This is a genomic window from Lentzea chajnantorensis (assembly GCF_054300775.1).
Genome location: NZ_JBSDZT010000002.1, coordinates 107,364 through 128,016, shown reverse-complemented (window position 1 = coordinate 128,016; position 20,653 = coordinate 107,364). Strand labels below are relative to the sequence as shown.

At 71.7% G+C, this 20,653-nt stretch carries 15 protein-coding genes; 6 read left to right on the top strand and 9 right to left on the bottom strand.

Features of this window, described 5'->3' with window-relative positions; genetic code table 11:
* Positions 1-10: 10 nt before the first annotated feature.
* Together ACVDFE_RS00955 and ACVDFE_RS00950 are read right to left on the bottom strand one after the other, a co-directional pair.
* The gene (locus ACVDFE_RS00955; RefSeq protein WP_360386369.1) at positions 11-1,009 is read right to left on the bottom strand and encodes an alpha/beta hydrolase; all 999 of its coding nucleotides are present in this window, start codon (positions 1,007-1,009) and stop codon (positions 11-13) included.
* Positions 1,010-1,027: 18 nt separating this feature from the next.
* Positions 1,028-2,341 carry a cytochrome P450 gene (locus ACVDFE_RS00950; RefSeq protein WP_458429273.1) on the bottom strand — a complete coding sequence of 438 codons (1,314 nt, stop codon included), beginning with the start codon at positions 2,339-2,341 and terminating at the stop codon, positions 1,028-1,030.
* A 153-nt stretch (positions 2,342-2,494) separates the two neighbouring features.
* Here ACVDFE_RS00950 and ACVDFE_RS00945 point away from each other — a divergent pair, with 153 nt between their 5' ends.
* The 3 genes from ACVDFE_RS00945 (at position 2,495) to ACVDFE_RS00935 (ending at position 8,877) form a co-directional block, all read left to right on the top strand.
* Positions 2,495-3,316, top strand: a complete 822-nt coding sequence (locus ACVDFE_RS00945; RefSeq protein ID WP_458429272.1) for an SAM-dependent methyltransferase — start codon at positions 2,495-2,497, stop codon at positions 3,314-3,316.
* Positions 3,317-3,421: 105 nt separating this feature from the next.
* Positions 3,422-5,542 carry a putative bifunctional diguanylate cyclase/phosphodiesterase gene (locus ACVDFE_RS00940; protein WP_458429271.1) on the top strand — a complete coding sequence of 707 codons (2,121 nt, stop codon included), beginning with the start codon at positions 3,422-3,424 and terminating at the stop codon, positions 5,540-5,542.
* Positions 5,543-5,739: 197 nt separating this feature from the next.
* Positions 5,740-8,877: an ATP-dependent helicase gene (locus tag ACVDFE_RS00935; RefSeq protein WP_458429270.1), complete on the top strand. Its 3,138-nt coding sequence runs from the start codon at positions 5,740-5,742 to the stop codon at positions 8,875-8,877.
* Positions 8,878-9,164: 287 nt separating this feature from the next.
* Here ACVDFE_RS00935 and ACVDFE_RS00930 read toward each other — a convergent pair whose 3' ends face one another.
* Positions 9,165-9,542 carry a hypothetical protein gene (locus ACVDFE_RS00930; protein ID WP_458429269.1) on the bottom strand — a complete coding sequence of 126 codons (378 nt, stop codon included), beginning with the start codon at positions 9,540-9,542 and terminating at the stop codon, positions 9,165-9,167.
* A gap of 50 nt (positions 9,543-9,592) precedes the next feature.
* Between ACVDFE_RS00930 and ACVDFE_RS00925 the strand changes: the two genes are divergently transcribed.
* The gene (locus ACVDFE_RS00925; RefSeq protein WP_458429268.1) at positions 9,593-12,952 is read left to right on the top strand and encodes an ATP-dependent helicase; all 3,360 of its coding nucleotides are present in this window, start codon (positions 9,593-9,595) and stop codon (positions 12,950-12,952) included.
* Between the two features lie 53 nt (positions 12,953-13,005).
* Here ACVDFE_RS00925 and ACVDFE_RS00920 read toward each other — a convergent pair whose 3' ends face one another.
* Both ACVDFE_RS00920 and ACVDFE_RS00915 read right to left on the bottom strand, forming a co-directional pair.
* A complete protein-coding gene (locus ACVDFE_RS00920) occupies positions 13,006-13,545 on the bottom strand; it encodes a hypothetical protein (protein ID WP_197289137.1) in 540 nt (179 codons plus the stop codon).
* A 75-nt stretch (positions 13,546-13,620) separates the two neighbouring features.
* Positions 13,621-14,001, bottom strand: coding sequence for a DoxX family protein (locus tag ACVDFE_RS00915; RefSeq protein WP_360386387.1), 381 nt, complete (start codon positions 13,999-14,001; stop codon positions 13,621-13,623).
* Positions 14,002-14,063: 62 nt separating this feature from the next.
* On the opposite strand from ACVDFE_RS00915, the gene ACVDFE_RS00910 reads away from it, so the two are divergent.
* Together ACVDFE_RS00910 and ACVDFE_RS00905 are read left to right on the top strand one after the other, a co-directional pair.
* The gene (locus ACVDFE_RS00910) at positions 14,064-15,473 is read left to right on the top strand and encodes a M20/M25/M40 family metallo-hydrolase (protein ID WP_360386389.1); all 1,410 of its coding nucleotides are present in this window, start codon (positions 14,064-14,066) and stop codon (positions 15,471-15,473) included.
* A complete protein-coding gene (locus tag ACVDFE_RS00905) occupies positions 15,470-16,510 on the top strand; it encodes a potassium channel family protein (protein ID WP_360386391.1) in 1,041 nt (346 codons plus the stop codon). The genes ACVDFE_RS00910 and ACVDFE_RS00905 overlap by 4 nt, the downstream gene beginning before the upstream one ends.
* Before the next feature lie 74 nt (positions 16,511-16,584).
* Here ACVDFE_RS00905 and ACVDFE_RS00900 read toward each other — a convergent pair whose 3' ends face one another.
* From ACVDFE_RS00900 to ACVDFE_RS00885, 4 genes are all read right to left on the bottom strand, one after another.
* Complete coding sequence (locus tag ACVDFE_RS00900) at positions 16,585-17,907, bottom strand: tyrosine-type recombinase/integrase (protein ID WP_458429267.1); 1,323 nt, start codon at positions 17,905-17,907, stop codon at positions 16,585-16,587.
* A gap of 370 nt (positions 17,908-18,277) precedes the next feature.
* Positions 18,278-18,499, bottom strand: coding sequence for an excisionase family DNA-binding protein (locus ACVDFE_RS00895; protein ID WP_458429266.1), 222 nt, complete (start codon positions 18,497-18,499; stop codon positions 18,278-18,280).
* A gap of 184 nt (positions 18,500-18,683) precedes the next feature.
* Positions 18,684-20,054, bottom strand: coding sequence for a DUF3987 domain-containing protein (locus ACVDFE_RS00890; protein ID WP_458429265.1), 1,371 nt, complete (start codon positions 20,052-20,054; stop codon positions 18,684-18,686).
* A 52-nt stretch (positions 20,055-20,106) separates the two neighbouring features.
* The gene (locus ACVDFE_RS00885; RefSeq protein ID WP_458429264.1) at positions 20,107-20,343 is read right to left on the bottom strand and encodes a hypothetical protein; all 237 of its coding nucleotides are present in this window, start codon (positions 20,341-20,343) and stop codon (positions 20,107-20,109) included.
* Positions 20,344-20,653 lie beyond the last annotated feature (310 nt).

Sequence of the window (20,653 nt, the reverse complement as noted above, 5' to 3'; positions counted from 1 at the left end):
GCAGATGCCGTCAGACGCTGCGCTGCCAGGTGACGACGGCCGTGTGGTAGGCGTCAGCGGCCGTCACCGAGAAGTTGAAGCAGTGGCCGTACCCGTTGACCACGAAGGCGTCCAGCCGCGGTGCGCGCGGGTAGAACGGCCGCTCGGAGCGGGCCAGTGCCGCGGACGACGAGCAGTCGGCGCCGAGCGGCGGGGTGCCGCAGAAGTAGTCGGCCGAGGTCTGCACGGTCATCACCGGCACGTCGATGGCACCGCTCGCGGGGAGCACGATGTTCGACATCAGCGCGGTCGTGACGAACTCACCGGCCGACACGACGTCCTTGGTGGACTCGTCGAGGTTCACCACGTCGGTGACCTTCGGGCCCGGTGCGTGGAACATGGTGTAACGGGTGCCGGGTGCCGTGGTCAGGTAGCCGAGGTCGAGACCGCGCAGGCTCAGCTTCGCGTCGAGCACGGCGGGGATCAGGTTCGTCAGCGCGGGCACGGCCCGGACGTAGTCCCACTGGTGGGTCATGCCGGTGACCAGCACGCCGTCGACGTCGCGGTACCGGCCGGCCTCGGCCATCGCGATCGCGGAACCGATGGAGTGCCCGCCGATCAGCACCTTCGCGAACCGCTGCCGCAGGCGCTCGACGATCTGGTGCACCGCTTCGGCCTGGTTGGGGACGTCGACCAGGATGCTGAGCGGCTTGGTGCTCTTGCCGGTGCCGATCCGGTCCACCGCCATGGTGGCGATGCCGGCGCTGTTCATGGCGCGCACGACCGACCGGGCCTCGGGACCGACCGGGATGTCCCAGTAGCCGCTGGTGTAGGTGCCACCGGGGACGAGCACCTGGACCGCCCTGGCCCCGCGGGGGACGCAGAGGCGGCCGTACATCGTCTGCTTGACCAGTCCGAACTGGACGGGCGTGTACACGTCCTCACAGGTGGTCTGGGCGGCGTTCGCCTGCGCGGGCACCGGTAAGAGCGCGGCGAGCAGCACGGCGGCACAGAGCCGACGGAAACGCATGGGGGAACAAACCTCCAACTAGCGGGGGACGACCTTCATCATCAGGTCGTTGGGGTAGGCCGCATTGGTGAACGTGGTGCGCACGGGCCGGTCCGGGACCAGCCGGTAGCGCGAGCAGACCGCCGCCACGACGACGGCGATCTCGGTCAGCGCGAAGTGGTTGCCGATGCACTGGTGGATACCGCCGCCGAACGGGACGAACGCGCCCTTCGGCAGCTGCCGGACGCGCTCGGGCGTCCAGCGGTCCGGGTCGAAGCGCTCGGGGTCGGGGAACTGCGCGGGGTCGTGGTGCAGGGTGTGCGGGCTGAGGATCACCTCGGTGCCCGGTGGCAGACGGACGCCGCCGAGGTCGACCTCCTCGGCGGTGCGGCGCATGACGAGCCACAGCGGGTACTTCCGCAGCACCTCGCTCGCCACCTGGCCGACGTAGGTCAGCCTCGGCACGTCGTCGACCGTGACCGCGCGCCCGGCGAGCACCTCGTCGACCTCGGCCACGACCCGCCGCTGCACGTCGGGGTTCGCGGCGATCTCGTGGAAGATCCACGCCAGTGCGAGCGCGGTGGTCTCGATCCCGGCCGTCAGCAGCGTGATGACCTCGTCGAAGACCTGCTCGTCGGTCATCGGCTCGCCGGTCTCGGCGTCCCTGGCGGCCAGCATGGTCGACAGCAGGTCGCCGTGGTCGGCCGGGTCGTCGCGGCGGGCCGCGATGACCTCCTGCACGATCGCCCGCATCCGGTCGACCGCCTCGTCGAACTCGCGGTTCGCCGGGATGGGCAGCTTCTCCACGAACCCCGGTGACAACGCGCGCAGGATGCCGTTGCGGATGATCACGAAGACGGACCGCCGGGCCTCGTCGATCGCCCGCTGGCCGATCTCGGTGGAGAACAGCGCCTCACCGACGATCGTGACGGCGAGGCCCTGCATGTCGGCCTCCAGCTGCCGCACCTCGCCCGGCCGCCAGCCGTCGACGACCTCGCGCGCCGCGCGGGCCATGACGGTGACGTAGCCCGCGATCCGGTCGCGGTGGAACGCCGGCTGCACCATCCGGCGCTGGCGCAGGTGGAACGACCCGCTGGACACCGCGAGCCCGTTGCCCACGAACGGGCGGAACTTGTCGTACATCCGGCCCTTGTGGAACTTCGGCGCGTCGGTGACCAGCACCTGGTGCGTCAACCGCGGGCTGGTGACGAAATAGGTGCGCATCGGACCCAGGTGGACTTCCACCAGATCACCGCGACCACGCAAATTCCCGGTGAAGGCGAATCTTTTCCTGAGCATTGGCAACGTGTGCCCGAGAAATGGCAGCCGACCGGGTGCCACCGGGACGGACATCATCGCTCCTCGCGACGTGGAAAGGATGGACCACCTTATGAGTCGTTCGGGTGAGGATGACAGTGCCCGTTCGGGTGGCGTGTGTTCACACTTGCGGCCTAATCGAGTGCGCTTCGTGCATGACTAAGCTTGTGCGTCCGCAACCTCAAGAGGGTGGTCGCCGTGGCCGACGAGAACTGGATCCCGCAGAGCGTGGACGTGTCCGTGCCCAGTGCGGCGCGGGTCTACGACTACCTGCTCGGCGGCGCGCACAACTTCGCGGTCGACCGCGTGATGGGCGACAAGGCCGAGGAGATGATGCCGCACTCGCGCAGCGCGGCCCGTCTCAACCGGGCCTTCCTGCGCCGTGCCGTGCGGTTCATGACCGAGCAGGGGGTGCGGCAGTTCCTCGACATCGGCTCCGGCATCCCGACCGTGGCGAACGTGCACGAGGTCGCGCAGGAGCAGGCCCCGGAGTGCCGGGTCGTCTACGTGGACCGCGATCCCGTCGCCGTGGCGCACGGTGAGCTGATCGTCGCGGGCAACGACCGCGTCGGCGTGCTGCAGGCCGACATGCGCGACCCGGAGAGCATCCTGAGCAGCGGCGAGGTCAGGCGGCTGCTCGACTTCGACCAGCCGGTCGGGCTGCTGCTGCTGTTCATGGTCCACTGGGTGCCGGACGACGCCGACCCGCAGGGGCTGCTCAAGCGCTACCGCGAGGCGTTGCCCGCCGGGAGCTACCTCGCGATCTCGCACATGGCCGGCGACCACGTCAACGACGAGGCCAGGGCCGTCACCGACCGGATGAGCAAGGCCGGCGGCGGTGACGTCGCCTATCGCGACCGCGCCGAGATCGAAGCCTTCTTCGGTGATTTCGAGCTGGTCGAACCGGGACTGGTCAAGTACGCCGAATGGCGACCTTCCGGCCCTGGCGACATCTCCGACGACCCGGCGGTGAACCGGATCGCCTTCGCAGGGGTCGGTCGTAAGTCATAGCCGATACCGATAGGGTGATGTCGATTCACGTCGCCGGTTGAGGTGGGACCGACGGTGCGTGGCTAAACTGCCGGACACTCCGAGCCCGTGACGAGGCAGCCCCGAATGCCGAAGCCGAGTCGTGCACGTGACGCAACCCCGTCGCCCGAGGACGCCGTCCGGGCGCGGCTGACGCTCGCGCGCAAGTGGTCCTACCGGCTGCTCGGCACCGTCGTCATCCCGCGCGGCAGCCAGGAGCTCGACGAGGAGCTGAGCGGCCGGCTCGACGCGTTGTGCGCCCTGCTGCACGAGGAACCGTTCCGCGCGACGGCGGTCGAGCAGCTGGGCGCCGACCTGGTGGGCCTGGGCCACCTCGGGAAGGCCGGTCTGCGCTGCACCACCGAGGTGCTGGGCAAGGGCCTGCTCGCGCTGCCGGAGTTCCAGCCCGTCGAGCGGTACGCGGAACGGGTCGCGCTCGCCGTGGGCGCCCTCGGCGTCGGGTTCACCGCCGCCAGCACCGAGTCCGTGCTCTCCCAGCAGGAGGGCATGCAGAAGTCGTTGCTCAAGGCGGTCCGCGACGCGAACTGGAACCTCAGGGAGAGCGAGGCCCGCTTCAACGAGGTGGTCACCTCCTCGACCAACGGCGTGCTGATCGTCGACCTCGACGGCCGGTTGCTCCAGGTCAACGCCGCGATCGGGCAGATCCTCGGCAGCACCTCCGACGAGCTCACCGGTGTGCCGCTGCTCGACCTGATCCAGCCCGGTTTCACCGACATGCTGCGGGAGGCGCTCGCCGACCTGGCCGCCGGCGCCACCGAGCGGGTCCGGCAGTCGCAGCGGTTGCTGCGCAAGGACGGCGAGTCGGCGCGGGTGACGCTGACGGCGTCGTTGCTGCGCGGCGCCGACGACAAGCCGATGCACTTCGTCGTGGTGGTCGAGGACGGCACGGAGCTGGCGCTGCTGCAGGGCGAGCTCAAGCGGCAGGCGCTGCACGACGTGCTCACCGGCCTGCCGAACCGGCAGTTCTTCACGACCCAGCTGGAGATCGCGCTGCGCAAGTGCGACCCCGAGCACGGCATCACGGTGTTCCACCTCGACCTCGACGCGTTCGGCATGCTGCGCGACACCTTCGGCGGCCGGGTCGTCGAACGCCTGCTGCAGCACGTCACGCAGCGGCTGAAGGCGTTGCTGGCGGACGAGAAGGTCATGATCGCCCGGTTCGGCGGCGACGAGTTCGGCGTGCTGGTCGAGAACACCGCGACCACGCCGGGCATCGACGCCGTCATGCGCGGCATCAACGACGACCTCGGGCTGGAACCGACCTATGTGGACGGTCACGGGCTGGCGGTGTCGGTCAGCGCGGGCGTCGTGCACCGGCCGGCCGCCGACAGCGAGCCGCTCGACGTGCTGCGCTCGGCGGAACGCGCGCTGCGCAGGGCCAAGAAGGGCCGCCGCGGCCAGTGGGAGCTGTTCCACGCGGGCCAGGACGCCGAGGAACGCCGTGACGACGCGCTGGCCGTGGCGATGCCGAGCGCGTGGGAGGACGGCGAGATCACCGTGCGGTACCGGCCGGTCGTCGACCTGGTCGGCGGGGTGGTCAGCGGTGTCGAGGCCGCGCTGCACTGGGACCGGCCGGACGCGGGCGAGCTGGGCCACGACCGGTGCGCGGAGCTGGCCGAGCAGACCGGGCTGATCCTGCCGCTCGGCGAGTGGGCGCTGCGGGTCGCCGCCGGCCAGTCGGTGTGGTGGCGCCAGCGCGGCCAGTTCGACCGCGCGCTCGCGATGCGGCTCACCGCGCACCAGTCGGCCGACGCGGACCTGGTCTCGCGGGTCGTGGGCGTGCTCGACCAGGTCGGGCTGCCCACCGACCAGCTGATGATCAGCGTGCCCGGCTCGGTGCTGCCGATGGCCGACGCCGCGGACAACGTCGCCGTCCTGACCCGCATGGGCGTGCTGACGGCGATCGACGACTTCGGCCTGGGACCGCTGGACTTCGGCCTGCTCGCTTCCGACCTGCCGGTCCGCGCGGTGCGGGTGGCCCGCGGCCTGGTGGAGAGCCGGTCGCCGTATGTCGCGGCGCTGCTGCCGTTGCTGCGGGAACGCGGTGTGTCGGTGGCGGTCGACGGGATCACCAGCGCCGAGCAGGCCGAGTGGTGGCGTGCGGCGGGGGCGAGCTTCGCGACCGGCGACCACTTCGGCGTGGCCCGTGCGGCCGGGGAGTTCCTGGAGGGCCTGCAGCCCCGGTGACCGGACGGGGTCGGGGTCACGTCCGATCGCCGGGGGAGTTCGTCCGGACCGGCTGCGGGCTGCGCAGTGGCGAGGCTCACAACACCGTCAAAACGGGCTGAACCACCGCTCCCCGTCGAGGAGGTGGACGGCAGCGGCGGGTGCTCCGATCGGCGGGCGGGACTGATCTTGTCGGTGCAGCGTGGTGAAATCGAGGCGTGGCACTTCCACCCCAGCTGGTCCGCAGGAGACCGGAGACGCGCCCGCGTCCCCGGTGGGACGCCGCTGCGCAGCGGGTCTTCGCGCACGAGGGCTTCGTGCGCGTCCTCGGCGGCCCCGGCACGGGCAAGACGACGCTGCTGGCCGAGCTGGCCGCGCACGTGGTGCTGGAGCACGGCGCCGACCCGGAGAACGTGCTGGTGCTCACGGCGAACCGGCGCGCGTCCGTGGCGTTGCGCGCCCACGTCACGCGGCTGCTGACCGGGCGGTTCCCGACGGTGCGCGAGCCGCTGGTGCGCACCGTGCACTCGTACGCGTTCGCGGTGCTGCGCAACCAGGCGGTGCTGCTCGGCGAGCCGCCGCCGCGGTTGCTGTCCGGGCCGGAGCAGGACGCGATGGTGCGCGACCTGCTCGCCGGTGACGTCGAGCTGGGCGCCGCGCACTGGCCGGAGCGGTTGCGGCCGGCGCTGGAGCTGCCCGGGTTCGCGCACGAGCTGCGGGACCTGCTGCTGCGCGCCGCCGAACGCGGGCTGGGCCCGGAGGACCTGGTCGAGCTGGGCGAGCGGCACGGGCGCGACGAGTGGGTGGCGGCCGGGCGGTTCGGGCAGCAGTACGAGGAGGTGAACCTGCTGTCGGGGATGGACTCCGCGACGGCGTTCGCCCCCGCGCTGGACGCGGCCGAGCTGGTGGCGATGGCCTACGCGGCGTTCGCGACGGACGAGGACCTGCTGTGGGCCGAGCGGCGGCGGGTGCGGTACCTGCTGGTCGACGACGCGCAGCACCTCGACCCGATGCAGTACTCGCTGATCAGGACGCTGGGGACGGGTGCGGCGCGGTTCGTTCTCGCCGGTGACCCCGACCAGGCGATCTTCACGTTCCGCGGCGCCGACCCGGACATCCTGCGGGACGTGCCGGGCGAGACGGTGGTGCTGGCGCAGTCGCACCGGATGCTGCCCGAGGTGCGCGACGCGGTGGCGCGGCTGGCCGCCCGGTTGCCCGGTGCGTCGCCGACGCGGTCGGTGCTGCCGGTCGACGGCGAGGGGACGGTGCAGGTGCGGCTGCTCGCCTCGGCCGCGCAGGAGGCCACGTGGGTGGCGGACCAGCTGCGGCGGTCCCACCTGGCCGATGAGGTGCCGTGGTCGCAGATGGCCGTGATCGTGCGGTCGGCCACGTTGTCGTTGCCGGTGTTGCAGCGCGCGCTGCTCGCCGCGGGCGTACCGGTGGCGGTGCCGTCGGACGAGCTGCCGTTGGCGCAACAGCCGTCCGTGCGCCCGTTGCTGGCCTTGGTGCGTGCGGCGGCCTCACCGTCCGCGTTGGACGAGGACACGGCGGCGATGCTGCTGTCGTCGTCGTACGGTGGCGCGGACCCGTTGGCGCTGCGGCGGTTGCGGCGTGGTCTGCGGCGGCTGGAGATGGCCGCCGGCGGTGACCGGCCGAGCGGGGAGCTGCTGGTCGAGGTGCTGCTGACCGACGACCGGCTGGCCGCGCTGGAGGACGTCGAGTCGCTGCCCGCCCGCCGGATCTCGCACCTGCTGTCGCTGGCGCGCAAGGCGATCGGCCGCGGTGCGACGGTCGAGTCGGTGCTGTGGGAGCTGTGGACGGCCACCGGGCTGCAGGAGCGGTGGGTCACGCAGTCGGCGCGCCGCGGCGTGACCGGCATGCAGGCCGACCGCGACCTCGACGCGATCGTGGCGTTGTTCGAGGCGGCCGCGAAGTACGTCGACCGGTTGCCGGGCTCCGGTGTGGCCGGTTTCGCGGACTACCTGGAGTCGCAGCGGATCGTCGGCGACACGCTGGCCGCCGCCGCACCCGTCGGCGAGGCCGTGGCGGTGCTGACCGCGCACGCCGCCGCCGGCCGGGAGTGGGAGGTCGTCGCGGTGCCGGGGGTGCAGGAGGGCGCGTGGCCCGACCTGCGGCTGCGCGGCACGGTGCTGGGCGTCGAGCGGATGGTGGACGTGCTGGCCGGCCTGGAGCCGTCGGTGTCCGCGGTGGCGCCGATCCTGGCCGAGGAACGCCGCCTGCTGCTCGTGGCGGCGTCGCGGGCCCGGTCGAAGCTGCTGATCAGCGCCGTCCGCGGCGAGGACGAGCAGCCGTCGCGCTTCCTGGACGAGATCGAGTCGTCCGCCGAGGACGAGCGCAAGCTCCACCGCCCCCAGCGCGGCCTGGTGCTCGCCGAGCTGGTCGGCGAGCTGCGCCGGGTGGTGTGCTCGGACGCGGAGCCGGCCGACCGCCGTTCGCGCGCCGCCACCCAGCTGGCCCGCCTGGCCGAGGCCGGCGTTCCCGGCGCGCACCCGGAGTCCTGGTACGGCGTCGCCGCCGTGTCGTCAGAAGATCCACTGTGGACGGAAGAGCAGAAGGTCAGCGTGACCCCCTCGACCATCGAGGTGATCACCAAGTGCCCGCTGCACTGGGTCGTCGAACGCCACGGCGGCCAGGACCCGGCCGAGCTGGCCTCCGTCACCGGCACCCTCGTCCACGCCCTCGCCCAAGCCGCCGCCTCGGGTGCAGACGCCCGCGAGCTGCGCGTGAAGCTCGACGAGGCCTGGGCCGCCGTCGACGCGGGCGCCCCCTGGTTCTCCCGCCGCGAACGCATGCGCGTCGAGAAGATGCTGGACACGTTCCTCGCCTGGCTCACCATGACCCGCAGCCAGCTCACCCAGGTGGCGGTCGAGGAGGAGATGTCCGTCGAGGTCCCGAAACGCGACGGCGGCCCCTGGCTCCAGGTCCGCGGCCGCGTCGACCGCCTCGAACACGACGCCGACGGCCGCCCGATCGTCGTGGACATCAAGACCGGCAAGAACCCGGTCTCCCGCGACGCCGGCCAGGAACACCCCCAGCTCGCCGTCTACCAGCTGGCCACCTCCCTGGGCGGCTTCACGCACATCGGCCTCGGCACCGAACCGGGCGGCGCCCGCCTGCTGTACGTGGCCCGCGAGGACAAGAAGACCGGCGCCGTGGAACGCACCCAGGCCCCCCTGGACGAACAGGGCGTCCGCGCGTGGCTGGAGGTCGTCCAAGACGCGGCCGAGTCCGTGCTCGGCCCCTCGTACACGGCGCGCGAGAACGCCGACTGCGACCGCTGCCCGGCCCGCACCACGTGCCCGGTCCACCCGTCCGGACGCCAGGTGAGCGAGTAGGTGGTGAGGCCCGCCGGTGACCTGCACCTCCCTCCCGGCGCACCGCCGGGCGACCGCGTCCACCCGGCTGGTGCGGAGCCGTTCGGAGCAGGTAGGAAGATGTGCCGGTGACGTTGCTCAGCACCCCGGTCCGGTTCTTCGCCTCGTGCGCTGAGCCGCGCCTTGCCACGGGCGCATGCCGCGCGCGTGGTGGGCGGTGTGGGGTTGTTGGGTGGCGTGGGGCCGTTGGGCGCGCGGTGGGGGAGCGACGTGTGGGTGCTGGGGGGCCTGCTGGCGCGGCGCGGCTCTCAGCGGCTGGCGCGCTGGCGCGCATGGGACGGCACGGAACCGTCGGACGGCATGCGGGCGGTGAGCACCGGCCGTGCGTTGGCCGCCGTGCGCGCGTTGAGCGCGGTGTAGTTGTCGGCTGGCGTGCGCGCGTTGAGCACGAGCCGTGCGTCGGGCTCCGTGCGCGCGTTGAGTACCGGCCGTGCGTTGGCCGCCGTGCGCGCGTTGACTGGCGTGCGCGTGTTGAGCGCGGTGTAGCTGTCGGCTGGCGTGCGCGCGTTGAGCACGAGCCGTGCGTCGGGCTTCGAGCGCGCGTTGAGTACCGGCCATGCGTTGACCGCCGTGTGCCCGTCGAACACCATGCGCGCGTTGAGCACCGGCCGCGCGTTGACCGCCATGCGCGCGTTGATCGGTCTCGTCCCGCTCCCCACCCCACAGGCAGGCGGCCATGACCGTCAGCCCCTTCGAGATCGCCGAAGCCCTCGGCCTCAACAAGCCGACCCCCGAGCAGGCCGAGGTCATCGCCGCCCCCGCCCGCCCGGCCCTGGTCATCGCCGGCGCGGGTGCCGGCAAGACCGAGACCATGGCCGCGCGGGTCGTCTGGCTGGTGGCGAACGGGCTGGTCGAGCCGGACCGCGTCCTGGGCCTGACGTTCACCCGCAAGGCCGCCCGCCAGCTCGCGGACCGGGTGCGGGCGCGGCTCAGGCGGCTCGCCGGCTCCACCCTGCTCGACGACCTCGACCCCAGCGGCGAGCGCAAGATGGCGGTGTTGACCGGCGAACCCGTCGTGCTCACCTACCACGCCTACGCGGGGCGGCTCGTCACCGAGCACGGGTTGCGGCTCCCGGTCGAGCCCGGGGTGCGGCTGCTCACCGAGACCGCGGCGTGGCAGCTCGCGCACCGCGTCGTGTCGACGTGGGCCAAGGACCTCGACACCGACAAGGTGCCCGCGACCATCACCGGGTACCTGCTCTCGCTCGCCGGTGAGCTGGGTGAGCACCTCGTCACGCCCGAACAGCTGCAGGACCACGCCGCGCGGCTCACCGAGCTCGTCGAGAACGCCCCCAAGGCGCCGCGGCAGCGGGACGCGTTGCCCGAGAAGCTCAAGGAGATCGTTGCGGCGCAACGGTTGCGGGTCGCGTTGCTGCCGTTGCTCGACGCCTACCAGCAGCGCAAGCGCAGGGAGGCGGCGCTCGACTTCGCCGACCAGATGTCGCTGGCCGCGCAGCTCGCCGGGTTCCCCGAGGTCAGCGAGGGCGAACGGGCCAGGTACGGCGCGGTGCTGCTCGACGAGTACCAGGACACCGGGCACGCGCAGCGCGTGCTGTTGCGCAGCCTCTTCGGTGAGGGCGCGCCGATGCCGGTCACGTCGGTGGGCGACCCGGCGCAGGCGATCTACGGCTGGCGCGGTGCGTCGGCGGCGAACCTGCCGCGGTTCGCGGACGACTTCCCGCCGACGACGAAGTTCGGGCTGCTGACGAGCTTCCGCAACCCGCCGGAGGTGCTGGAGCTCGCGAACGCGGTGTCGTTGCCGTTGCGGGAGGCCGGTCTCGACGTCGAGGAGCTCAAGGCCCGTCCGGGTGCGGGGCCGGGGGACGTGCGGCTCGCGCTGCACGCCGACATCCGCCAGGAGCTCGACTGGATGGCGGACAACCTCGCGGCGCAGTGGATCGCGCACCTCGACGCGGAGGGGGCGCCGCCGACCGCGGCCGTGCTGGTGCGGCGCCGGTCCGACATGGCGGCCATCGCCGCGGCGCTGCGGGAACGCGGGCTGCCCGTCGAGGTCGTCGGGCTCGGCGGGCTGCTCGACGAGCCCGAGGTGCGGGACCTGGTGTCCGCGCTGCGCGTCCTCGTCGACCCGCTCGCGGGCACGGCGGCCGCGCGGTTGCTCACCGGCTCGCGCTGGCGGCTCGCGGCGCGCGACCTGGCCGCGTTGTGGACCAGGGCGCGGGACCTGGCCGGTGTCCAGTCGCGACAGTCCGCCGTGGACGACCCGCTGCTGGTGATCGCGGACGCGCTGCCGGGGGAGCACGCCGAGCAGGCCGGGCTCGCCGACGCGCTGGACGACCCCGGCGACCCGGACGCGTACTCGACGGACGGGTACCGGCGGATCCGCAGGCTCGGCGGTGAGCTGGCGGCGATCCGGCGCAGGCTCGACCAGCCGCTGCCGGAGCTGGTGGCGGACGTCGAACGGACGTTGCTGCTGGACATCGAGGCCATGTCGCGGCCGGGCATGGTCGGCCGCGCGCACCTGGACGCCTTCGCCGACGTCGTCGCGGACTTCGCGGCCGCCAGCCCGTCGGCGACGCTGCCGTCGCTGCTCGACTACCTCTACACCGCCGAGCACGCCGAGGACGGGCTGGAGCCGGGCGAGGTCGAGGTGTCCGAGGACCGGGTGCAGATCCTGACCGTGCACTCGGCGAAGGGCCTGGAGTGGCACATCGTCGCGCTGCCGCACCTGGTCAAGGACGTGTTCCCGGGCCGCAAGAAGTCGTCGTGCTGGCTCAAGGCGGTCACCGAGCTGCCCGCCGACCTGCGCGGTGACGCGCAGGACCTGCCCGAGCTGAAGCTGAGTGCCGGCCAGAACCGCAAGGAGGTCGACGAGGCCCTCACGATCCACGCCGAGGAGTTCGAGGACCGCAGGCAGGTCGAGGAACGCCGGCTGTTCTACGTCGGCGTCACGCGCGCCGAGCACAGCCTGCTGCTGTCCGGCCACTGGTGGGGCGAGGCGGGCGACAAACCCAAGGGCCCCTCGGTGTTCCTCACCGACATGCACGCGGTCCTGCAGCGCGACAACGCCCCTGGCGACATCAGCGTCTGGGCCGACGAACCCGAGCCCGGCACCCCGAACCCGCTCGCCGAGGACGTGAAGGCCGCGCAGTGGCCCGCCGACCCGCTGGGCAAGCGCCGTGACGCCGTCGTCGAGGGCGCGGAGCTGGTGCTGGCCGCGCTCGACCGGCTCCGCACCGCACCGCCGGAGCCGCTGCCGCTGATCTTCGAGCCGGAACCGGAACCGGAGACCCCCGCCGACGAGGACTACCCGCCACCGGACGAGCCACCGGACGAGGACTTCCCGCCCGAGCCGGAACCGCTGCCCGACGACGTGGTCCCCGACGACCCGGAGCTGCCGGAGGACGCCGACCCCGAGGGCTGGGCCGCGGACGTCGACGTGCTGCTCGCCGAACGGGCCGCCTCGATGAACCGGCGTGAGCAGGTCCTGCTGCCCGACCACCTGAGCGTGAGCCAGCTCGTCGAGCTCGCCAAGGACCCCGACCTGCTCGCCCGCAGGTTGCGTCGGCCGCTGCCGTTCCCGCCGAACCCGCTGGCCCGCCGCGGCACCGCGTTCCACACGTGGCTGGAGAACCGCTTCGGCGCCACCCGCCTGCTCGACATCGACGAGCTGCCCGGCGCCGGTGACGCCGACGCCTCGCCCGACACGGACCTGGACCGCCTCAAGGAGGCGTTCCTGAGCAGCCCGTGGGCCGACCGCACCCCGCACGACGTGGAGGTGCCGTTCGAGGCGGAGTTCGACGGGATCTCGGTGCGCGGCCGCATGGACGCCGTCTACCGGGACCCGGACGGCTGGACCGTCGTCGACTGGAAGACCGGCGCGGTGCCGGACGAGGAGGCGCTGCCGGCGTTGTCGGTGCAGCTCGCCGCGTACCGGCTGGCGTGGGCGGCGCTGGTGGACGAGCCGCTGGAACGGGTGCGGGCCGCGTTCCACTACGTCCGGCACGACCACACGGTGCGCCCGGCCGACCTGCTGGACGAGGACGGCCTGAAGGCCTTGATCAGGACCGTGGGCTAGGCAGGATCGTGGGCTAGGCAGGACTGCGGGTCCGGCTCAGGACCGGGGCTGGCTCAGGACTGCGGGCTGGTCCCGGCCGGTGCGTGCGAGGCCTTCAGCACGCGTTCGTAGAGCACTTCGAGCAGCCACCGGCCGAACAGCGACGGCCCGAACTCCGGTGAGCGGTCCTCCGGCGGCACCATCAGGTCGGCGGAGTGCTCGTCCGCGACCACGACACCGATGCCGTAGTAGTCGAGCTCGATGAACGACCACGCCTGCGACTCACCGGTCCGCGGCAACATGACCGCACACGGCGCGAGGGTCAGCAACGTGCCGCACGACTGGAGCGCCCGGTCCGTCGTCGACTCGCTGACGAGCACGCCGACCAGTTCCACGGCGGCAACGGGCAGGCGGTCGTGCGCGGCCGGCTCGAACCAGGAGCGGAACCACGACGGGTCCGCGCGCGGCGGCCAGCCGTTCTGGGTTCTCCACTCGTGGACCTCGGGCAGCAAACGCACCACCGCGGACACCTGCTGGCCGAGCACGGCGACGTCCGGAACGGCGACCCCGTCCCAGCCGAGCGCGGCCGCGGCGCGTTGCAGAAGCGTTTGCACAGGGCGCATCCTAAGGTTTCTCGCGCAAGAAATGACAGCGTTTGCCGACACCCCGCCACTCACCACCGGGGGTGGTCAGGGCGACGACTTCGCCACTTTCCACGCCCATGCCACAAGAGGGACCTGCAACGGCAGGCGACCGTAGGCAATTGCCTTGGCTTTGGGTGATTTGTCCCGGAAATCGAGAGCCATCTTCACATTTGCCGGGAACACCGCGACGAACAGCGCCGCGGCGGCGAGACCGCCGAGCCTGCGGGTGCGGGGTGCGGCGACGGCTGCCGCGACGGCGAGCTCGGCCGCGCCCGACGCGTACGTCCACTGCCGCGGGGTACCGGGCAGCGCACGCGGAACGATCGCGTCGTAGTACTTCGGCCTGGTGAAGTGGGTTGCCCCGGCCAGCCCGAGCAGTGCGGCGAGCGCCAACGCCGATCGCGCTCGGGAACGGTTCGGTTCCATGCCGTCACCCTGTCATGCCTGCACCGCGTAGGCGAGCGCGGGCTGGCCTATTGTCCTGCGGCGTGGCAGGTGATTCTCATCATCCAGAACGGTCCGCGGTCGCCGCGCTGGCCGAGGAGTTCGTGGCCGGGCTCAGCGAGTGGCTGACCATCCCGTCGATCGGCGTCGACCCGGCGCACCACGCCGACGTGCACCGATCCGCCCGGTGGCTGGCCGATCGGCTCAGCGCCGACGGGTGGCCGCAGGTCGAGGTCTGGGACCACGGTCCGGCGCTGCCCGCGGTCTACGCGTGCTGGCCCGCCGAGGACCCCGGCGCACCGACCGTGCTGGTCTACGGCCACCACGACGTGCAACCGGTGGACCCGGTGGAACGCTGGCACCACCCGCCGTTCGAGCCCGTCCTCAGCGGCGACGAGCTGCGCGGGCGGGGTGCGAGCGACGACAAGGGCCAGGTCGCGATGCACCTGCTCGCGGTGAGGGCGCACCTGTCCGCGACCGGGCAGAATGCGCCGAGCGTCACCCTGAAGCTTTTCGTCGAGGGTGAGGAGGAATCGGGTTCCCCGCACCTGCGAAAGCTCCTCGAAGACCACAAAAGCGATCTCGGATGTGACCTCGTCGTGTTCACCGACACGGCATTGCACGATCGCGACGCACCGACGGTCAACACCGGGCAACGCGGTGTTCTCGGCGGTGAGATCACGTTCTTCGGCGGCATCGACGACGTCCATTCCGGACGCGCGGGCGGTGCGGTCCCGAACCCGGCGACGGCACTCGCGCGGTTGGTCGCGGCGCTGCACGACGAGCACGGCCGCGTTCAACTCCCCGGTTTCTACGACGACGTCCGCGAGCCGACCGAGCGGGAACGCGCCGACTACGCCGCGCTGCCGTTCGACGAGCGGAAGTGGCTCGCGGCCAACGGCGGCGGCGCGCAGGCGCTGTCCGGCGAACCCGGCTACACCACGTTCGAACGGCTCTGGGTCCGCCCGACCGCCGAGGTCAACGGCCTGTCGGCCGGGTACACCGGACCCGGCCTGAAGACGATCATCCCGGCGGCCGCGACCGCGAAGGTCAGCTTCCGGCTCGTGCCGGACCAGCTGCCGGAGAACGTCGCCGACCAGTTGCGCGAGTTCGTCGCGAAGCACACGCCCGAGGGCATCAGGGCCGAGGTCAGCTTCCGCGGCACGGGCGTGCCGCCGTACGCCATCAGCCCGGACGACCCGGCGAACGAGGCCGTCCGCGAGGCGTTCGAGCTGGCCTTCGACCAGCCGGTGCGGTTCGCGCGGGCGGGCGGGTCGGGGCCGGCCGCGGTGCTGCAGGCGTGGCTCGGGGTGCCCCTCGTGTACCTCGGCGCGACGTTGCCGGATGATCGCGTCCACGCGCCGAACGAGCGCGTAGTCGTGCCGTTGCTCCTCAAAGGCGCGGAGGCGGCCGCTCACCTGTGGCGGATGCTCCCCGAGAGGTTGACCCGATGAGCCTGTCTGACGAGGCCTCGCACTCGCTCGTCGGCGTGGTCAGGATGCCGGACCAGGTGCAGAGCCCGGTCCGCGCGATCCTCAAGCGCGTCGTCGGCGCGATGGCCGCGTTGCTGCTCGCGGTGCTGATCGTCTACCTGGACCGCGACGGCTACCGCGACGTCAACGAGGACGGCGTCTCGCTGCTCGACGCGTTCTACTACGCCACGGTGTCGCTCTCCACGACCGGCTACGGCGACATCACGCCCGCCTCGTCCACCGCGCGGCTGGTGAACGTCCTCGTCATCACGCCGCTGCGGGTCCTGTTCCTGATCGTGCTGGTCGGCACGACACTCGAAGTTCTCACCGAGCGCTCCCGTCAGGCGTTGCGCATTCAGAAGTGGAGGCGGGTCGTGCGGGACCACGTGGTGGTCGTCGGTTACGGCACCAAGGGGCGGTCCGCGGTCGCGGCGCTGCTCGGTGACGGCGTCGACCCCGGTTCGATCGTCGTCGTCGACACCGTGCAGGAGTCGCTCGACGCGGCGACCGCCAAGGGGCTCGTGGTCGTGCACGGCTCCGGTACGCGCAACGACGTGCTGAGGGTCGCCGGCGCGGCCCGTGCCCGCGCCATCGTCGTCGCCCCGAACCGCGACGACACGGCCGTGCTGATCACCCTCACCGCCCGCGAGCTCGCACCCAAGGCGCAGATCGTGGCGTCGGTGCGGGAACGGGAGAACGAGCACCTGCTCAAGCAGTCCGGTGCCGACTCGGTCGTCGTGTCGTCGGAGACGGCCGGCCGCCTGCTGGGCATGGCCACCGCGACGCCGTCCGTGGTGGCGATGGTGGAGGACCTGCTCACGCCGGACGCGGGCCTGGCGATCGCCGAGCGCGACGTCGAACCGGGCGAGGTGGGCGGGTCGCCGCGGCACCTGTCCGACATCGTGCTGGGCGTCGTGCGGGGCAAGACGCTGTACCGCGTCGACGCACCGGAGGCGGACGCGATCGAGCCGGGTGACCGGCTGCTCTACGTCAAGAAAGTAACGCCCGCCGGGGAGTAGTGCGACAGTCGCTCTACCAGCGCAAACGGGGCCACCTGGTGTCAGGTGGCCCCGTCAGGGTCTCAGTTTGGGTCTCAGTCGCCGTTCCAGATGAACCCGTTGATGCGCCTCGCGACGTCTCGCCGGACGGGCGCGGTCACGTGCATGTAGCGCGCTGCCATCGCGATGTTCGACCAGCCCATGAACTCCATTACCGCGCGCTCGGGCACGCCGAGGATGAGGAGCACGGTCGCGGCGGTGTGCCGCGCGTCGTGCAGCCGAGCGTCCCGCACTCCGGCCTCCATCAGGAACGCCTTCCAGTCCTTGCGGTCGTTGCTCGGGTCGATCGGCAGTCCGTTGGGCTGAGCGAACATCCAGCCGCCGACGTGCCACTCAGTCCCCGCAGTCTCGCGCTCTGCGGCCTGCTGCGCCTCGTGCTTGATGAGCAGTTCGTACAGCTCGTCTGGAAGCACGATGCCGCGCTTTCCGGCACTGGACTTCACCTCCACCTCCACCAGGCCGCCACCGGTCCTCTCAGGGCACCTGTTGGCATGGCCCAGGCATCCAGCCGGGCAAGGGGGCGGGCACGGCTTCCGCTTGTGACGGCAGCGTTCTCCGCACGGCGCAGTCTTGTGGTGCTTTGCGGCACACGCCGCCACGTCATCACAGCCGTGTTGCCAGCTCTGGCGTTGAAGCTGCCGCGTGATCCGGATCGTCCGCGTGCTCTTGTCGAGGCGCGACCACTTCAGACCCAGCGTTTCGCCTTGGCGGGTGCCAAGAGCAAGTGCCAGCACGAACCGAGCACCGTTCCGGCGGTTGAGCGCGGTTTTCACGAGTCGCTTGATCTCGTCCTCGTGGAACGGCTCGATCTCGCTCTCCTCCACTTTCGGCGGCCGTGCCAGCTCGGCCGGGTTCTCCGTCACGTGACGGCGACGCATCGCTTCGTTCAACGCGGTGATCGCGGTCCGGTGAATCTGGCCGATCGTGCTCGGCTTGTGGCGTCCGGACTTCATCATCTTCTGGTACAGCTTCTCGAAATGCTCTGGCGCAAGTCGGTCGATCTTGTGCGCTCCCAGGCCTGGGATGAGGTGCAGGTAGACGGCGGTCCGGTACGACGTCGCGGCTTTGTAGCGCAGCGACGGCGCAGCGATGGTCTCCACCCAGTGCGTCAGCCACATCTCGAACGTCCACGTGCGACCAGCCTTCTTGACCTTGCCGCTGTCGCGTTGCCGTTCGAGTTCGCGGACGGCGGTGATCACCTCACCTTCGGTGGCGCGCTTGACGTGTCGGCGGTCGGGCTTGCCGTTGTCGAGCACGCCCATCGTGACGCGGCCGTGCCACTTACCGTCTGCGCCGAGATAGATGGTGCTCGCGCCGTTGGGGGCGCGGGTGCCTTCGGGACGGGGCTTACGTGCCATGCGAGGTGTTCCTCTCGTGTGCGCGTGCAAATGCGTTGCTCCGGGGAAGAAGTCAGTGGGGGAGCGAAAGTGCTCCATAGGTGGATTCCGAGGCTTGAGCGGTCGGCTTGTGGATCTTCCCCGTGACGGGTTCATGCTGGTCGGGGCGGGGAAGTTGGCCGGGGAAGGTCTCGGGGAAAAATCCCCAAGATTTTTTGCTTCCCCGACTCCTTCCCCGGTGCTTCCCTGCGGTGCGCGGGTGGTGAAGGACGGCCCCACTACCCCGCCCAGGTGGGCGCTGCTCCGGTTCGGCCGGCGCGTTGGCGGGGGACGTGACATGCGCTGGTTGACGCGTGTGCGCTACCGCCTGGGCGGGGTAGTGGGGCCGTGGTCAGGCTGCTGCGCCGGGTCCGGCGGTCAGCGTGGCCGTGTAGGCGTCCAAGGCCGTCGTGGGAATGCGCCGCAGGCGTCCGATTAGGACAGAGTCGATCTCGCCGGACTTGAGCAGTCCGAACATGGTGGTGCGGCTGATGGACAGCCGCCGTGCGGCTTCCTCGACACGGAGCAGGATACGGGGCTGCTCCGGTCCGGGCGTGGCGTTGGCGGTGGGCATGTCCGGTGTCCTTCCCGAGCCCGCGAGGGCTGCTGTGTCTGGCGAACTTGGCGAATTGGCGAAATAAGTCCCTGACCTGCGGTTTCGCGCCGGACTTATTTCGCACGTGGCGAATTAAGTCCCTCCCAGTCCGGGGCACGTGCCGTCTGACCTGCACGAACGTGCCCCGGACTTATTTCGCCAACTACTCCCGTCGGGCGGCGGTGTAGGTCACGGTCGGCCGTCCCTTGCCGGGCTGGACGGCCTTGGTGAGGCGTCCTGCGTCGCACAGCTGCCCGAGAAGCGCCGCCAGGTCGATCCCGTCCCGCTTGGCGTGGCCCTGAAACACCTCCTTCGTGATCTCCGTGGTGGTCTTGCCGTTCGGAGCGGCGGCGGTCAGGTACGCCATGACCTTGTCCGCCGCGTCGTTCGGTGCAAGCACCGCGCGGGCGGACGCAATCGAGTAGCGGACCAGCGCGGCGGCGGCGGTCATGTGCGCCGGGGTGATCTGGTCCGTGCGGTCGAGCGCGGCGTAGAGCGCGGCGATTCGCAGGCACGTCACGCCCGCGCGCGAGATGAACTCGTCCACTTGCGGCCGGTCACGTCCCAGGTGGCCCGTGAACTCCAGCTGGAGCCGCTTCCACTCCAGCTCTGCGGCGTCGGTGCAGCCGAGCGCGCCAAGCTGGGAGGCGCTGCGCAACCGGTCCCCGAACGACGCGGCCAGCTCGCCCAGCAACGTCGTGTCCGGCGCGGCCGGGAAGAACTTCGACGCCGCGACCGCGACGGGCAGGAACCGGTTGTACGTGCCGCCCGCCAGGTCGGAGGCGGACACCTTGGCGGTGAACTCGCCTGGGGTGATGTGGGCGACGATGCCGAGGTGGCTCTGTCGTGCCATGCGGGCGTCCACGTTGAGGGTGGACAGGTTGCCGCCCTCCCAGGCCGCGCGCAGCGTGGCGGAGAGCGTGTTGCCCTCGCGCTTCATGCGCGCCATCACCGACGCCCACTCCGGCTCTTCCACCAGCAGGCGGCAGTCTCCTTCCGGCAGAAGCCGCGGCTTGCTCCCGGCCTTGCCGTCCTCCGGCTCTGCGGCGAACACGGCGGCCAGGCCCTCACCGGTCGACAGTCCGGTGTGGACGTTGCTGGCACGGAAACCGTTGTCCGCCATGCCGACCAGTGTCAGCGCGGCGTTCGTCGCCGTGCCCTTACGGCCCAGGCCGGTCGCGCCGATGAGCAGCGGCCACACCAACAGCGGGTGCTTCTCGAACCCGAGTTGCAGGTGCGGGCCGTGGCCGATGAACACGCCGGCCGCGCTGACGAGGGTGGCCAGCACGCCCGCCGGGTCGGCCTCGGTGTGCGGGTCCATGAGGGTGGTCAGCTTGCCGAGGTAGCAGTCGAACGCGGCCGGTTCGATCGTGGGCAGCCACTGCCGGGCGCGGGCGACCTGGGCGGCGGCCTGGGCGGCCAGCTGGCCCGCCACGTCGGCCGGTGCGGGCTGTGCGATGGGGGTGACGGGGTACAGCCGCCGCCCACCAGGCCGGGGACCGGTGGCGGGTGGTGTGGTGCTCGCGTGTGTCACGACGGCTCCTGACGACGAACGGGAAGGCGAGACGAGGGGGACGTGACAGGGTTCAGAGGCGGTCCAGGGCGGCCAGCACGGCGGGTGCGAACGCGACGCACTGCGCCATGTACGCGGCCAGCTCCGGCGCCTGCTCGGTGCCGCGCGCGGCGGTGACCACGGTGGTGAGGTCGGCCAGTCGGCAGGCCGGGTCGGTGGCCACCTGGAGGACGTAGCGGGCCATCTGCTCCGGGCCGATCTGCTCCCAGTACGACGGGTCCGGAGCACCCACGTACAGGGCTGCGATCACGTCGTCGAGGGTGAGCACGGGACGGGTCCGGGACCGGCTGGGAAGAGCGGAAACGCGGTTGCGGGCGCGCATGGCGCAGACCTCCGGGAAGAGTCGGGAAGCATGGGGAACGGGTGCGCGCGGGTGCGGTCGAACGCACCGGGCGCGGGTGGGTCTACGAGGTGGTTGACCAGCGGTCCGCGCGGTCGGCGGGAACGGCCGGTGCAGGCCGGGTAATGCGGGAACAGGTGCGGCGGGTCCGTCCGGCGGTGGCGTTGGAGCGCACCCGGAACCGGGGCGCGGTGGCGGTTCGAGCACCGCCGGACAGACC

Excerpts from the sequence above, each read along its gene's own strand:
- ACVDFE_RS00900 (WP_458429267.1), bottom strand. The coding sequence starts at position 17,907 with ATGGCACGTAAGCCCCGTCCCGAAGGCACCCGCGCCCCCAACGGCGCG.
- ACVDFE_RS00940 (WP_458429271.1), top strand. The coding sequence starts at position 3,422 with ATGCCGAAGCCGAGTCGTGCACGTGACGCAACCCCGTCGCCCGAGGAC.
- ACVDFE_RS00915 (WP_360386387.1), bottom strand. The coding sequence starts at position 14,001 with ATGGAACCGAACCGTTCCCGAGCGCGATCGGCGTTGGCGCTCGCCGCA.
- ACVDFE_RS00950 (WP_458429273.1), bottom strand. The coding sequence starts at position 2,341 with ATGTCCGTCCCGGTGGCACCCGGTCGGCTGCCATTTCTCGGGCACACG.
- ACVDFE_RS00930 (WP_458429269.1), bottom strand. The coding sequence starts at position 9,542 with ATGGCGGTCAACGCGCGGCCGGTGCTCAACGCGCGCATGGTGTTCGAC.
- ACVDFE_RS00925 (WP_458429268.1), top strand. The coding sequence starts at position 9,593 with ATGACCGTCAGCCCCTTCGAGATCGCCGAAGCCCTCGGCCTCAACAAG.
- ACVDFE_RS00895 (WP_458429266.1), bottom strand. The coding sequence starts at position 18,499 with ATGCCCACCGCCAACGCCACGCCCGGACCGGAGCAGCCCCGTATCCTG.
- ACVDFE_RS00905 (WP_360386391.1), top strand. The coding sequence starts at position 15,470 with ATGAGCCTGTCTGACGAGGCCTCGCACTCGCTCGTCGGCGTGGTCAGG.
- ACVDFE_RS00955 (WP_360386369.1), bottom strand. The coding sequence starts at position 1,009 with ATGCGTTTCCGTCGGCTCTGTGCCGCCGTGCTGCTCGCCGCGCTCTTA.